At 67.9% G+C, this 14,261-nt stretch carries 17 protein-coding genes; 11 read left to right on the forward strand and 6 right to left on the reverse strand.

What is annotated here, in order from left to right; translation table 11 throughout:
- The first annotated feature begins 1 nt into the window (after nt 1).
- The 4 genes from J3367_RS13765 to kduD all read left to right on the forward strand — a co-directional run bounded on the left by J3367_RS13765 (nt 2) and on the right by kduD (nt 3,507).
- A complete protein-coding gene (locus J3367_RS13765; protein ID WP_169513642.1) occupies nt 2-1,483 on the forward strand; it encodes a mannitol dehydrogenase family protein in 1,482 nt (493 codons plus the stop codon).
- 35 nt (nt 1,484-1,518) lie between these two features.
- Nucleotides 1,519-1,842 (forward strand): cupin domain-containing protein, encoded by a 324-nt coding sequence (locus J3367_RS13770; protein ID WP_024351849.1) that lies wholly within the window; start codon nt 1,519-1,521, stop codon nt 1,840-1,842.
- An 85-nt stretch (nt 1,843-1,927) separates the two neighbouring features.
- The gene (gene kduI, locus J3367_RS13775) at nt 1,928-2,752 is read left to right on the forward strand and encodes a 5-dehydro-4-deoxy-D-glucuronate isomerase (protein ID WP_024351850.1); all 825 of its coding nucleotides are present in this window, start codon (nt 1,928-1,930) and stop codon (nt 2,750-2,752) included.
- The gene (gene kduD, locus J3367_RS13780; RefSeq protein ID WP_024351851.1) at nt 2,749-3,507 is read left to right on the forward strand and encodes a 2-dehydro-3-deoxy-D-gluconate 5-dehydrogenase KduD; all 759 of its coding nucleotides are present in this window, start codon (nt 2,749-2,751) and stop codon (nt 3,505-3,507) included. Before kduI ends, kduD begins: the two co-directional genes overlap by 4 nt.
- Before the next feature lie 78 nt (nt 3,508-3,585).
- Here the strand turns inward: kduD and J3367_RS13785 are convergent, their stop codons facing one another.
- Nucleotides 3,586-4,260: a hypothetical protein gene (locus tag J3367_RS13785; RefSeq protein ID WP_024351852.1), complete on the reverse strand. Its 675-nt coding sequence runs from the start codon at nt 4,258-4,260 to the stop codon at nt 3,586-3,588.
- Nucleotides 4,261-4,388: 128 nt separating this feature from the next.
- The gene (locus tag J3367_RS13790; protein WP_024351853.1) at nt 4,389-5,144 is read right to left on the reverse strand and encodes a sulfite exporter TauE/SafE family protein; all 756 of its coding nucleotides are present in this window, start codon (nt 5,142-5,144) and stop codon (nt 4,389-4,391) included.
- A 316-nt stretch (nt 5,145-5,460) separates the two neighbouring features.
- On the opposite strand from J3367_RS13790, the gene rplS reads away from it, so the two are divergent.
- Nucleotides 5,461-5,922, forward strand: a complete 462-nt coding sequence (gene rplS / locus J3367_RS13795; RefSeq protein ID WP_024351854.1) for a 50S ribosomal protein L19 — start codon at nt 5,461-5,463, stop codon at nt 5,920-5,922.
- Between the two features lie 94 nt (nt 5,923-6,016).
- Here rplS and J3367_RS13800 read toward each other — a convergent pair whose 3' ends face one another.
- On the reverse strand, nt 6,017-6,262 hold the full coding sequence (locus tag J3367_RS13800) for a DUF2061 domain-containing protein (RefSeq protein ID WP_024351855.1): 246 nt from the start codon (nt 6,260-6,262) through the stop codon (nt 6,017-6,019).
- Between the two features lie 210 nt (nt 6,263-6,472).
- Between J3367_RS13800 and J3367_RS13805 the strand changes: the two genes are divergently transcribed.
- On the forward strand, nt 6,473-7,321 hold the full coding sequence (locus tag J3367_RS13805) for a transcriptional regulator (protein ID WP_277024850.1): 849 nt from the start codon (nt 6,473-6,475) through the stop codon (nt 7,319-7,321).
- A gap of 6 nt (nt 7,322-7,327) precedes the next feature.
- Here J3367_RS13805 and J3367_RS13810 read toward each other — a convergent pair whose 3' ends face one another.
- A complete protein-coding gene (locus J3367_RS13810; protein WP_024351856.1) occupies nt 7,328-7,864 on the reverse strand; it encodes a DUF421 domain-containing protein in 537 nt (178 codons plus the stop codon).
- Nucleotides 7,865-8,267: 403 nt separating this feature from the next.
- Between J3367_RS13810 and leuC the strand changes: the two genes are divergently transcribed.
- From leuC to sdhA, 5 genes are all read left to right on the forward strand, one after another.
- The gene (gene leuC / locus J3367_RS13815) at nt 8,268-9,683 is read left to right on the forward strand and encodes a 3-isopropylmalate dehydratase large subunit (protein ID WP_024351857.1); all 1,416 of its coding nucleotides are present in this window, start codon (nt 8,268-8,270) and stop codon (nt 9,681-9,683) included.
- Between the two features lie 151 nt (nt 9,684-9,834).
- A complete protein-coding gene (locus tag J3367_RS13820) occupies nt 9,835-10,314 on the forward strand; it encodes a GNAT family N-acetyltransferase (RefSeq protein WP_024351858.1) in 480 nt (159 codons plus the stop codon).
- Between the two features lie 216 nt (nt 10,315-10,530).
- Nucleotides 10,531-10,923, forward strand: a complete 393-nt coding sequence (sdhC, locus tag J3367_RS13825) for a succinate dehydrogenase, cytochrome b556 subunit (protein WP_024351859.1) — start codon at nt 10,531-10,533, stop codon at nt 10,921-10,923.
- 11 nt (nt 10,924-10,934) lie between these two features.
- Nucleotides 10,935-11,315, forward strand: a complete 381-nt coding sequence (sdhD, locus tag J3367_RS13830) for a succinate dehydrogenase, hydrophobic membrane anchor protein (RefSeq protein ID WP_024351860.1) — start codon at nt 10,935-10,937, stop codon at nt 11,313-11,315.
- Nucleotides 11,316-11,317: 2 nt separating this feature from the next.
- Nucleotides 11,318-13,171, forward strand: a complete 1,854-nt coding sequence (gene sdhA / locus J3367_RS13835) for a succinate dehydrogenase flavoprotein subunit (RefSeq protein ID WP_024351861.1) — start codon at nt 11,318-11,320, stop codon at nt 13,169-13,171.
- Between the two features lie 40 nt (nt 13,172-13,211).
- Here sdhA and trmD read toward each other — a convergent pair whose 3' ends face one another.
- Together trmD and J3367_RS13845 are read right to left on the reverse strand one after the other, a co-directional pair.
- A complete protein-coding gene (trmD, locus tag J3367_RS13840; RefSeq protein ID WP_024351862.1) occupies nt 13,212-13,904 on the reverse strand; it encodes a tRNA (guanosine(37)-N1)-methyltransferase TrmD in 693 nt (230 codons plus the stop codon).
- Nucleotides 13,905-13,911: 7 nt separating this feature from the next.
- Nucleotides 13,912-14,214, reverse strand: coding sequence for a putative quinol monooxygenase (locus tag J3367_RS13845; RefSeq protein WP_024351863.1), 303 nt, complete (start codon nt 14,212-14,214; stop codon nt 13,912-13,914).
- Nucleotides 14,215-14,261 lie beyond the last annotated feature (47 nt).

Genomic DNA, 14,261 nt, shown 5'->3' on the forward strand with positions numbered 1-14,261 from the left:
CATGATGCAAAGACTGTCGCTTTCGACCCTCCCGTCCCTGCCCCAGGCCGTCCGCCGGCCGGCCTACGATCCGAGCCGGACCACCACCGGCATCGTCCATCTGGGGGTCGGCGCGTTCCACCGCGCCCATCAGGCCGTCTATCTCGACGACATCCTCGCCACCGATCCGCAATGGGCCATCGCCGGCGCGTCGCTGCGCCGGGCCGACATGCGCGATGCCTTGGCGCCCCAGGACAATCTCTTCACCGTCGCCTTCCGCTCCGGCGAGGGCGCGCAGCTGCGGGTCATCGGGTCGCTGAAGGCGATCCATGTCGCGCCGCAGGACCCCGAAGCCCTTTTGGCGCAGATGTGCGATCCGGCGGTGCGCATCGTGTCGCTGACCATCACCGAGAAGGGCTATTGCCACGATCCGGCGACCGGCGACCTCAATGCCGCCCATCCCGACATCGTTGCGGATCTCGAAAACCCGCGCGCGCCGACCACGGCGCCGGGGCTGATCGCCGAAGCGCTGCGACGCCGGCGCGAGGCGAACATCGTGCCCTTCACGGTGATGCCCTGCGACAATCTTCCGTCCAACGGCGAGACCACCCATCGCATCGTTTCGCAATATGCCACCCTGATCGGCGGTGACCTCGCGCGTTTCGTCGAGAACGACGTCGCCTTCGCCGGCACCATGGTCGACCGCATCGTGCCGGCCACCAGCGATGGCGACATCGCCGAGATCACCGCGGCGCTGGGCGTCGAGGATGCCTGGCCGGTGGTCAGCGAACCCTTCGGCCAGTGGGTCATCGAGGACCGCTTCCCGACCGGCCGGCCCGACTTCGCCGCCGTCGGCGCCGAGATGGTGTCCGATGTCGAGGGCCACGAGCGCATGAAGCTGCGCATGCTCAACGGCGCCCATTCGACCCTGGCCTATCTCGGCTATCTCGGCGGCTACCAGACCGTGGCGCAGGCGATCGCCGACCCGGCCTATGAGGCGCTGGTGCGCGGCCTGATGACCGAGGAGGTGATGCCGACGCTGCAGATGCCCGGCACCGATCTCGGCGGCTACCGCGAGGCGCTGCTGGCGCGCTTCCACAATCCGGCCCTGCAGCACCGCACCTGGCAGATCGCCATGGACGGCTCGCAGAAGCTGCCCCAGCGCCTGCTCGGCACGGTCCGCGACCGCATTGCCGCCGGGGCGCCCTTCGAGCGCCTGGCGCTCGGCGTCGCGGCCTGGATGCGCTACGTCACCGGCACCGACGAGGCCGGCGCGCCGATCGACGTCAGGGACCCGCTGGCCGACCGGCTGCGGACCATCGGCGAGGAGGCCGGCCGCGATCCGGAGCGGCTGGCCGCGGCCTATCTCGGCATCGGCGACGTCTTCGGCGCCGATCTGCGCGACCATCCCGAATTCCGGCGCGCCGTGACCGCGGCCCTCGCCGCATTGCTCACCGACGGCGCCGCGGCCACCGTGGCACGTACCGCCCATTCGCCCCGCTAGGCGCCTGCGCTTGAGGCACCGCAAGGAGACAGACCATGAGCACGATCGTTGAGACACCGGGCGACTGGACCCAGGTCGACGCCAGTACGCGGCGCCGGATCCTGACCCATTCGCCGGAGATGATGGTCGTCGAGGTGGAGTTCCAGCCGGGCGGCTGCGGCCCCGCCCATTCCCATCCGCATCTCCAGGCGACCTATGTCCGGCAGGGCGTCTTCGACTTCACCATCGCCGGCAGGACCCGGCGCGTGACCGCGGGCGACAGCCTCGTGGTCCCGTCCAACGCCGTGCATTCCTGCTTTTCGGCGACTGGCGGCACGCTGATCGACATCTTCACCCCGGCTCGCGAAGACTTCCTCTAAGCCGGCTAAGACACCACCGTTTCTGTCCCGTGCCGGGCTCGCGTCCGGGGCGACGGCGGAGCCATGTCCAGAACGGAGACATCCCATGACGATCGAGACACGACAGGCGATCGACCCGCGTCACGCCCGCACCTTCGACACCGCGCAGCTGCGCGCCGAATTCCTGATCGAGCAGCCCTTCGTGCCGGGCGAGATCAATTTGGTCTACAGCCATTACGACCGGATGATCGTCGGCGGCGCCGTGCCGTCCGCCGGCGACCTCGTGCTCGACAGTGCCAAGGAGACCGGCACGCCCGGCTTTCTCGACCGCCGCGAGGCGGTGATTGTCAATATCGGCGAGACCGGCACGGTGGGCACCGGCAGCGGCAGCCATGAACTCAACCATCGCGACATGCTCTATGTCGGCCTTGGCGACGGCCCGCTGACCTTCTCCGGCGCGGCGGCGCGCTTCTACATTCTCAGCGCCCCCGCCCATCGCCATTTCGACACCAAGCTGGTGACGATCGATGCCGCCAAGCGCGTCGATCTCGGCGCCGCCGCCACCTCCAACGACCGCTCGATCTTCCAGTTCGTCCATCCCGACGTCATGGAGAGCTGCCAGCTCGTCGCCGGCATGACCACGCTGCACGGCGGCTCGGTCTGGAACACCATGCCGGCCCATGTCCACGACCGCCGCTCCGAGGCCTATCTGTATTTCGACCTGCCCGAGGATGCCCGCGTCTTCCACATGATGGGCGAGCCGTCCGAGACCCGGCACCTGGTGGTGAAGAACGAGCAGGCCGTCCTGTCGCCGCCCTGGTCGATCCACAGCGGCGCGGGCACGGCGTCCTACACCTTCATCTGGGCGATGGCCGGCGACAATGTCGACTACAAGGACGTGGACATGGTGGAGATGGGAGACCTGCGATGAGTTCGGGCTTCGACCTGACCGGCAAGCGCGCCTTCGTCACCGGCGCCAATACCGGCATCGGCCAGGGCATCGCCGTGGCGCTGGCGGGGGCCGGCGCGACGGTCGCCTGCGCCGGGCGCTCGCCCATGACCGAGACGCTGGAGATGATCACGGCCGCTGGCGGCAGCGGCAGCGAACATCTCGCCGACCTGTCCGACAAGACGGCCGCCGTGGAGCTCTACGAGGCCGCGGCGCGCCAGGACGGCCCCTTCGACATCCTCGTCAACAATGCCGGCATCATCCGGCGGGCCGACGCTGTCGATTTCAGCGAGGCCGACTGGGACGATGTCCTCGACCTCAATCTGAAGACCGCCTTCTTCCTCTCCCAGGCCTTCGGCAAGGCGGCCATGGCCGACGACCGCCACGCGGCGATCGTCAACATCGCCTCCGTCCTGTCCTTCCAGGGCGGCATCCGGGTGGCGAGCTACACCGCCTCCAAGCATGGCATCTGCGGCCTGACCAGGCTGCTCGCCTGCGAATGGGCCGCGCGCAACGTCAACGTCAACGCCATCGCCCCGGGCTACATCGTCAGCAACAACACCGAGGCGCTGCGCGAGGACCCGGACCGCTCCGCCGCGATCCTCGGGCGAATTCCGGCAGGGCGCTGGGGCGAAGCCTCCGACATCGGCGGCGCGGCGGTGTTCCTTGCCTCCGACGCCGCACGCTACGTGCACGGCGCCGTGCTGCCGGTGGATGGCGGCTGGCTGGCGCGCTGACGCACCGCGCCTGCCTGAAACGACAAAGGGCGGCGCCGACATGGCACCGCCCTTCTCCGATCCGTCTGACGACGTAAGTTACTTCGCTGGCTTGGCCGCGTCGTCCCCGGTGCCGGGCGTGGCCTCGGCCGGAGCCGTCGCGGGAGCATTGTTATCCTGGCCCGCCGCACCGGTCTCGGCGGCGCAGCTCTCCGACGTCGCCTGCAGGAAGGCGAAGATTTCCTTCTGGTCGGGCTCGCCGACGCGGCCGTCGCCCAGCATGCGCTCGGCCACCGGCGGCGCCACGACGCTGGCGATCAGATAGTCGCGCTGCGGCGCCGACAGATCCTCCATCGCGGCCTCGCCGAGGCAGGTGCAGGCGGCCGGGCTCATCTGCTTCATCTGGACGCCGCAGAGACCGGCGATCATCTCGACCTGGTTGTCGTCCGACACCCGCGGCAGCTCGAACTTCTCGCCGACCTCGTTGCTCGGCGCGACGGGAGCGCGCTTCGCCTCCTCGTCGGTGACGGCAGAGCCACCCGGCGCGCCGGACGCGGTTGCGTCGCTGGCCTCGCCGCCCGAGGCGGCCGGGGCTTCGGGGGTTTCGGTCGCCGCCGGCTCGGTCGGCGTCGGCGCGCCGGCCGTCGATTCCACCGCCGGCTTCGCGTCGCTGCCCTCGGCCGGCGTCCCGTCCTGGGACTGGGCAAGGGCCGGCGCCGCCGTCAGTGCAAGGAAGGTGATGCCGGCAAGGGCGACGCGTGTCGTTCTGATCATGTAGTCCTCCGAATTTGGTCGTACCGGCCGTTCTGACGGGCCGTTCAGCGGTGTCCCGTGGGACAAGCTAGGGCCTTTGACCCCGCCTGTCAGGATGGCGAATCGCCCCCTCCCCGGAGCGATCCGTTTCAGCCGATCCAGAAATAATAGCCGGCGAGAATCAGGCCGATGGCGATGACGAACAGCCGCACCGCGATCTGCGGCACCCGCTTGGCCGCCCAGACGCCCGCATAACCGCCCAAAGCCACGCCCGGTATCATGGCCAGCGCGCCGGGCCAGTCGACGACGCCGCCGGAGACGAAGACGATGATCGCTGTGATGGCGATGACGTTGGCGAGAAGGTTCTTGATGGCGTTCAGCCGGTGATAGTCGCCGCCTTCGGTGAGGCCCAGCGTCGCCAGCATCATGATGCCCATGCCGGCGCCGAAGAAGCCGCCATAGATCGAGGTGAAGAACTGGACGATCGGGCTGGCGAGATTGCGCCCCTCGGCCGCCGCGTCCTGGTGCTTCGGCTTCGGCTTCAGCCAGGGACCGGCCGCAAACAGCGCCGTCGCGCCGAGCAGCAGCCAGGGCACCACGGCCGAGAACTGCTCGTTGTTGAGGTAGAGCAGGAACAGCGCGCCGCCGAGCGACCCGATGGCCGAGACCACCGCCAGGACGAGGACGCCGCGCCACATCTTGGCGAAGTCCTTGCGATAGGCCAGCGTCGAGGTGATGTAGCCCGGCAGCTGGGCGATCGACGACGTCGCATTGGCGACGATCGACGGCACGCCGATCAGGGTCAGCGCCCCGAAGGAGATGAAGGTGCCGCCACCGGCGACCGCATTGATGGCACCGGACACGAAGCCTGCGAGAAACAGGAGGGCAATGACGAGGACGGACATGCGAGAAGACCTTGGAGCGCCGGCCGCATGCCGGCATGGCGAGCGGTGGCCTGAAGCGGGAACGACGCGCGCGCGGCCGCACGGCATCGTCACAAGGGCTTCGCACGATCCCCGCGGAGCGACAAGGCAGAGGCGTCTTGTGCCGCTTTGCGCACGGATCGGGACGGATTCCGACCGGTTCTTCGCTCGCAGCTAGTGACAAGCCGGCCAAAGCGTTGTATGGGCACCACCGATTTCCTCAGAATAACTTGACCGTCCCGGCGGCCATGTCGGCTGAGACAAACTCATCCGGCATGAAACGAATTGAGGCTATGCCATGAACATCATCTCTGAACTCGAGGCCGCCGAGGCCGAACGGATCAACGCGATCCGCACCATTCCCGAATTTTCCGCCGGCGACACGCTGCGGGTGAACGTCAAGGTGACCGAAGGCACGCGCACCCGTGTGCAGGCCTATGAAGGCGTCTGCATCGCGCGCTCGGGCGCCGGCATCCAGGAGAACTTCACCGTTCGCAAGATCTCCTATGGCGAGGGCGTCGAGCGCGTCTTCCCTGTGTATTCGCCGATGCTCGATTCGGTCGAGGTCGTGCGCCGCGGCAAGGTGCGTCGCGCCAAGCTCTATTACCTGCGCGATCGTCGCGGCAAGTCGGCCCGTATCGTCGAGGCCACCAACGTCCGTGCGCGCAAGCTGAACGACGAGGCCCGTCAGGTCGCCGTCGCCGAGCGCGACCGCGCCAAGGCCGAGAAGCAGGCTGCCAAGGACGCAGCCGCCGAGTAATCGGCAGCAGACAGTTTCGTCAGAATTTCAAAGCGGCCTCCGGGCCGCTTTTTTTGTGCGTGGATTCGAAGGCAGGCAGGGGCACCGGGGCGGGTCAGGCGCGGCCGTGGCCGAGCCCGTCGTCACGGTCGTCGCCGGCCGGGTCCCAGCCCCATTGGACCCGCGCCCACAGGCGCTCATGCAGGAGATAGACGCAGAAGCCGACGCCGCCGGAGGTGACGGCCAGGATGCCGCCCGATGTCAGCGATCCGGTGAAGAGATAGCCAAGGGCCGACATGGTCACCAGACCGAGCCCTTGCCAGGAGGCGGCTTTGGTCAGGCTGCGCATGCGGGTTTCCATGGCTGAAATCTCTCCTGTGCGGGCGGGGGCTGCGCGACGGGCAGCGTCGCCGGTTGTCATGGGCGGGACACGAACGGCTTCGAGCGTGGCTCCACCATCCCTGCGGCCCCCTTTCCATAGCCGGCTCACACGGTCCGGGGTATTCCGTGAATTCTCATGGCTGAAGTCACGTTCGCAGATTTTATCCGCAAGACGTGATAAACTTCACGGATGATGGACAAGCGCCACCGCTCCCGGCTGTTTCGCGAACGTCTCGCCAGCGCAATGACCGCGACCGGCATGACCAAGAGCGCCCTCGCCCGGGCGAGCGGCGCCGACAGGTCCACCGTGTCGCTGCTGCTGTCATCCGACGACGGCCGGCTGCCCAATGCCCAGTTCGCCGCCGAAGCGGCCTCGGCTCTTGGCGTCTCGTCCGACTGGCTGCTCGGCCTGACCGATCGCCCTGAGCGAGCGGCCGAGATGCTGCAGGCCTCGATGCGGATCGAGGAAGCCGCGCGGGCGCCCTCCGACGAACTGATCTTCCGCTGGCACGAGGAAGCCCGCGGCTACAAGATCCGCCATGTGCCGGCGACCCTGCCCGACATGCTGAAGTCGGAAGAGGTGCTGCGGTTCGAATATGGCGACTTCCTCGGCCGCACCTCCGACCAGGCGATCGCCGACATGCGCGACCGGCTGGACTATCTGCGGGCTCCCGACACCGACTACGAAATAGCCATGCCGATCGACGCGCTGGAGGGATTTGCCGCGGGCGAAGGCTATTGGCGCGGCCTGCCGGCGGCCGAGCGCCGCGCCCAGCTCGACCGTCTGCGGCAGCTGACCGAGGAGCTCTACCCCTCGCTCCGGCTCTATCTCTTCGATCGGAAGAAGGTGTTCTCGGCACCCGTCACCGTGTTCGGGCCGCTGCAGGCGATCATCTATGTCGGGCAGTTCTACCTCGCCTTCCGCGAGCGGCGGCAGGTGCTGGAACTGACCCGCCACATTGACGGCCTGATCCGCGAATCGGAGTTCGAGGCCCGGCACACCCCGGCTTTCATCCGCAAGCTGGCCGTCCCGGACTGACGCGGGTCAGCCGTTGGCGGTCAGCTCCGAGGCGTCGGTGCGATCGTTGACCGTGCGCAACGTGTCCGCTGGCTCCGAACCCTTGCCCAGCACGCTGAACGACCCGTCGGTCTCCAGCACCACCGCCTCCACATTGGTCATGGCGGCATGGCCGCTCGAGCGCATCGCGGCGATCACCTCGTCCTTGGTCACCCGCTCGTGGCGCAGGGCCGGCGCCAGAAACCGGCCGCGAAAGAACAGCAGCGTCGGCTCGGCCTTGATCATGTTGCGAAACCGCGCCGAATAGAGCGACGCGCTGGCCACGCCGTATTGCAGCGCGCACAGGAGCAGGAACGCCACCAGCCCTTCTGTCAGGGTCACGTCCTTGCTCAGGAGCACCGTGGCCAAGGTTGAACCCAGTGCCACCGTCACCACCAGGTCGAAGGCGTTCATCTTCGACAGGGTGCGCTTGCCGGTGATCCGCAACAGGAAGACGAGGCCGGCATAGGCCAGCGCCCCGACGATCACGATGCGGAAAAGGTCGTACCAACTGTCGAAGAACATGATCGCTCGGCTTTGTCCGGGTTCGGTTCTGGCACCGGGGATCGCGAAGCGCCCCGACATGCCGCTTGCAAGAGCCAATCGCCGAAGCGCGCGACGGTTCCCGCCGCCATCGCAGGAAAGCGCAGGCGTGGGCACTGCGCCCCGATTGTCACCTGCCGTCGCAATCGCTATTTTGTGCCCATGCATCGGATCCGGGACATGAAGGCGCGTCGACGCCTGCCGACCAGCGAGGGCTTCGCCAAGCTCTCCGACCACGCGCGGCTGCCGGGACGTTTCTTCTATCGCCTGTTCGCCGCCGACGGCCTCTAGGCGCCAGGATGCGAGGGCCGCGAGCCCCCCGCCCATCGTTTCATCCATGCACAGACCGGCCGGAGCGTAACGCCCGCCGGAGAAGGACCAACCCATGAGCCAGGCCAAACCGCGCACCCTCTACGACAAGATCTGGGACGAGCATCTCGTCGCCCAGCAGGAGGACGGCTCCTGCCTCCTCTATATCGACCGCCATCTCGTTCACGAGGTCACCAGCCCGCAGGCCTTCGAGGGCCTGCGCCTGACCGACCGCAAGGTCCGCCAGCCCGAGCGCACCCTCGCCGTCGTCGACCACAACGTGCCGACGACCGCCGACCGGGTGAACGGCATCAAGAACGAGGAAAGCCGCATTCAGGTCGAGGCGCTGGCCAGGAACGCCGCCGATTTCGGCATCGAATATTACGACGCCGCCGATCGCCGCCAGGGCATCGTCCACATCATCGGCCCCGAGCAGGGCTTCACCCTGCCCGGCATGACCATCGTGTGCGGTGACAGCCACACCTCGACCCATGGCGCCTTCGGCGCGCTCGCCCACGGCATCGGCACCTCCGAGGTCGAGCACGTGCTCGCCACCCAGACGCTGATCCAGTCCAAGGCGAAGAACATGCTCGTCCAGGTCGATGGTGCGCTGCCCGACGGCGTGACGTCGAAGGACATCATTCTCGCGATTATCGGCCAGATCGGCACCGCCGGCGGCACCGGCCACGTCATCGAATATGCCGGCGAGGCGATCCGCGGCCTGTCGATGGAAGGTCGCATGACGATCTGCAACATGTCGGTCGAGGCCGGCGCCCGGGCCGGCCTGATCGCGCCCGACGAGACCACCTATCGCTACATCGAGGGCCGTCCGCGCGCGCCCAAGGGCGAAGCCTTCCAGATGGCCGTCGACTACTGGCGCAGCCTCGCCTCCGACGAGGGCGCCCATTACGACAAGATCGTGCATCTGGACGCGGCGAACCTGCCGCCGATCGTCTCCTGGGGCTCCTCGCCCGAGGACGTCGTCTCGATCGATGGCGTCGTGCCGGATCCGGCCGCCATCGAGAACGAGAACAAGCGCAAGTCCAAGGAGCGCGCGCTGGAATATATGGGCCTGACGCCGGGCACGAAGATGACCGACATCAAGGTCGACAAGATCTTCATCGGTTCCTGCACCAACGGCCGCATCGAGGATCTGCGGGAAGCCGCCAAGGTCGTCGAGGGCCGTCGCATCGCCGAGGGCGTGTCGGGCATGATCGTGCCGGGCTCGGGCCTGGTGAAGGCGCAGGCCGAGGAAGAGGGCCTCGACGTCATCTTCAAGGATGCCGGCTTCGAATGGCGCGAGGCGGGCTGCTCCATGTGCCTCGGCATGAACGAGGACCGGCTCGAGGCCGGCGAGCGCTGCGCCTCGACCTCGAACCGCAATTTCGAGGGCCGGCAGGGCTACAAGGGCCGCACCCACCTGGTCTCGCCGTCCATGGCGGCGGCCGCAGGCATCGCCGGTCACTTCGTCGACATCCGCGACTGGCGCTAGGAACGAGCCGCGTCGCCGCCAAGCGGCGACGCATCGCCTTTGACCACAGGCCTGCAAGGGGCGGTACCGGCAACGGGGCCGCCCCTTTCGCGTGCATCCTGCCCCGCGTCACAGGCTTGACGCCCGCCGCGTTCCGGTCGACACAGACCGGATGGAAATTCCGGCCCCCGATATCGACATTGAGCGCCTGCGGCTGGGCGATGCGCGCGATCTGGCGCCGCTGATCTCGGCCTATAACCAGTCGCTGTTTCGCGGCCCGCCGGGCGCGCCCGACACTTACTATGCCGAGCAATTGCTGCAGGACCGCACCGCCGAGGTGCTGGGCGCGCGGCTGAATGGCCGGCTCGTCGCCTTCGTGATCTTCTACGACCTGCCGGATGTGTGGACCGGCATGCGTTCCGGCCTTGCCGATCATATCTATGTCGACCACCAGCATCGCCGGAAGGGCATCGCCAAGGCGATGATCGATCTTCTCGCCGAAGAGGCCGACGGTCGCGGCTGGTCGAAGCTGGTGCTGCACGCCCCGCGCACGCCGGGCACCGGACGCGGTCTCTACGAAAAGGTCGCCGATCCGGCCGACTGGGCGAGCTACGTCATCCGCTTCCGCGACCGCGATCCGTCCGAGCGCTGATTCGCCGCGCGCATCGGCTCTAGCGGCGACCCGCCCGTCGCGCGCCTTCTTGCCGCGCCTAATCGATTAAGCCGAACCGCCCCCAGCGATCCCGCGCCCAAAGGGTTGCTTTCGCAATTGCGATAAGCCTTTTAGAAGCGTTCCGATCGCTGTAGGGGAAGGGCAACCCGGCCCCCGCGCACAGCGCCTGGCCAATGCGAGGACAAGAAGGCACCCATGTCCGACCTCAAGACTGCGCGGCCGCTGTCGCCGCATCTTTCGATCTACCGATTCCGCCCGACCATGGCGATGTCGATCCTGCACCGCATCACCGGTTCGGCGCTCTATGTCGGCACGCTGCTCTTCGTCTGGTGGCTGGTCGCCGCCGCGAGCGGCCCGGAGGCCTTCTCCTACGCCTCGGCCTTCTTCGGCTCGATCATCGGCCGCATCATCCTGTTCGGCTACACCTGGGCGCTGCTCCACCACATGTTCGGCGGCATCCGCCATCTGATCTGGGACACCGGCATCGGGCTCAGCAAGGAGACGTCGACGAAGCTGGCCCAGGCCACCCTCGTCGCCTCGCTTGCGCTGACGCTGATCCTGTGGGTCGGCATCGTGGTCTTCGGCTGAGGGATATTTCCATGACTGAGATGAGAACCTCGCTTCGCCGCGTCCGCGGCCTCGGCTCCGCCCATGAGGGCACCGGCCATTTCTGGCAGCAGCGCCTGTCGGCGATCTCCAATCTGGTGCTGATCACCGGCTTCGTGATCCTGCTGATCGTCCTGCACGACCAGCCCTATGCCGAGGTCCGCGCGGCCCTCGCGCATCCGCTGGTGGGACTGCTGGTCGCACTGACCGTGATCTCCTTCACCTACCATATGCGTCTCGGCATGCAGGTGATCATCGAGGACTACATTCACGGCACGACCAAGCTGCCGCTGCTGATCCTCAACAATTTCTTCGCCATCGCCATCGCCGTCGCGAGCCTGTTCGCGATCGCCCGGATGAGCTTCGGAGTCTGACCATGGCCACGAACGGCACGAACGCAAACGGCCAGCCGCACCGCACGGCGCCGTCCCAGAACGGCAAGGCCTACGAATTCACCGACCACACCTTCGACGTGGTCGTGGTGGGCGCCGGCGGCGCCGGCCTGCGCGCCACCCTCGGCGCGGCCCAGGCCGGCTTGAAGACCGCCTGCATCACCAAGGTCTTCCCGACCCGCTCGCATACGGTCGCGGCCCAGGGCGGCGTCGCCGCCTCGCTCGGCAACATGGGCAAGGACGACTGGCGCTGGCACATGTACGACACCGTCAAGGGGTCGGACTGGCTGGGCGACCAGGACGCCATCGAATATCTGGTCCGCAACGCGCCGGCCGCCGTCTACGAGCTCGAGCATTTCGGCGTGCCCTTCTCGCGCACCGAGGATGGCCGCATCTACCAGCGTCCCTTCGGCGGCATGACCACCGAATTCGGCCAGGGCCCGGCCGCGCAGCGCACCTGCGCCGCCGCCGACCGCACCGGCCACGCCATCCTGCACACGCTCTACGGCCAGTCGCTGCGGTACTCCTCGGAGTTCTTCATCGAGTATTTCGCCATCGATCTGATCATGGACGAAGAGGGTGTGTGCCGCGGCGTCGTGGCGCTCTGCCTCGATGACGGCACCATCCACCGCTTCCGCGCCAAGAAGACGATCCTGGCCACCGGCGGCTACGGCCGCGCCTATTTCTCCGCCACCTCGGCCCATACCTGCACCGGCGACGGCGGCGGCATGGTGCTGCGCGCCGGCCTGCCTTTGCAGGACATGGAATTCGTGCAGTTCCACCCGACCGGCATCTACGGCGCCGGCTGCCTGATCACCGAGGGCTCGCGCGGCGAAGGCGGCTATCTGACCAATTCCGAGGGCGAGCGCTTCATGGAGCGCTATGCTCCCTCGGCCAAGGATCTGGCCTCGCGCGACGTCGTCTCGCGCTCGATGACCATGGAGATCCGCGAGGGTCGCGGCGTCGGCAAGAACAAGGACCACATCCACCTGCACCTCGATCATCTCGATCCGGCGGTGCTGGCCGAGCGGCTTCCGGGCATTTCGGAATCGGCGCGGATCTTTGCCGGCGTCGACGTCACCAAGGAGCCGATCCCGGTGCTGCCGACCGTCCATTACAACATGGGCGGCATCCCGACGAACTTCCACGGCGAAGTCCTGACCAAGAAGGACGGCAATGCCGATACGGTCGTGCCGGGCCTGATGGCCGTCGGTGAGGCCGGCTGCGTGTCGGTCCACGGCGCCAACCGCCTCGGCTCCAACTCGCTGATCGACCTAGTCGTCTTCGGCCGGGCCGCAGGCCTTCGCTGCGCCGAGACGGTCAGCGCGTCGGAAGAGCAGCCCGACCTGCCGGCCGGCGCCGGCGACAACGCGCTCGCCCGCCTCGACCGCTTCCGCTACGCCAATGGCGCGACGCCGACGGCGGAACTGCGGGCCGACATGCAGAACACCATGCAGTCCAACTGCGCCGTGTTCCGCACCGGCGAAATCCTCGACGAAGGCCACACCAAGATCCACGAGGTCTGGAAGGCGTCGGACGACATTCGCGTCACCGATCGCTCGCTGATCTGGAACACCGACCTGATCGAGACGCTGGAATACGACAATCTGATCGCCCAGGCGGTGGTGACGATGGATTCGGCGCGCAACCGCACCGAGTCGCGCGGTGCCCATGCCCGCGAGGATTTCCCCGATCGCGACGACGCCAACTGGATGAAGCACACCCTGTCCTTCTGCGACACGGTCGCCAAGACCGTCACGCTCGAGGATCGGCCGGTGCACACCTACACGCTGTCGAACCAGATCGACTACATCGAGCCGAAGAAGCGGGTCTACTAGGACCCGTCGGCGGGCTTCGGCCCGCCGGCTTTCGCCTCGACTAGCGGGACTTGCCCGGCAGGAGGTCGGGCCGCCGTTCGCGGGTCAACCGCTCGGCCTCGGCGTGGCGCCAGCGCGCCACGGCGCCATGATCGCCCGAGGTCAGCACCGGCGGGATCGTCCGGCCCTCCCATTCGGCCGGCCGGGTATAGTGCGGATGCTCCAGGAGCCCGCCCTCGAAGCTCTCCGCATCGCCCGACACCGCATTGCCCATGACGCCGGGCAGAAGCCGCACCACCGCGTCGAGCAGCACCAGCGCGCCGACCTCGCCGCCCGACAGGATGTAGTCCCCGATCGAGATTTCCTCGAGGCCGCGTCCCGCGATCACCCGCTCGTCGACGCCCTCGAAGCGGCCGCAGACGATCACCGCCCCCTCGCCCGCCGCCAGCTCGCGGACCCGTTCCTGGGTCAGCGGCCGGCCGCGCGGGCTCATCAGGATGCGCGGCCGGGTGTCGGCCTCCGGCGCGGCGTGGTCGAGCGCGGCCGCCACCACGTCGCTGCGCATGACCATGCCCGCGCCCCCGCCCGACGGCGTGTCGTCCACCATGCGATGACGGCCGATGCCGAAGTCGCGGATCTGCACCGTCTCCAGCGAAAAGTCCCCGCGCTCCAGCGCGCGGCCCGCCAGTGATACGCCGAGCGGGCCGGGAAACATCTCCGGATAGAGCGTCAGGATGGAGGCGCGGAAGCTCATGGCCGGATCAGCCGAGCGGCTGGACGGCGCCGGCTTCGATGATCTTCAGGTCGCGGTGCAGCACCTCGACCGAAGCCAGCGCGGCGCGCCAGGCGGCCACATGATCGGACTTGGCGTGCCGCTCCAGGTCCTCGCGGGTCTCCCATTCCTCGTAGACGCGCAGAAGGCCGGGCTCGACCATGTCCTCGGCGAAAGAATAGACGATGCAGCCCTGCTCCTCGCGGGTCGCGGCGATGACGGCGCGGGCCGCCTCGCGCACCCGGTCGAGATCGGCCGGGTCGAGACGCTGGATGCCGGAAACGATGATCATGTGTGTCCTCCCTCGAAAAAGCGGCAGCCGGCCCCCTCGCCGGCGTG

Source organism: Aurantimonas sp. NFXS3, assembly GCF_049132005.1.
GTDB lineage: Bacteria > Pseudomonadota > Alphaproteobacteria > Rhizobiales > Rhizobiaceae > Aurantimonas > Aurantimonas coralicida.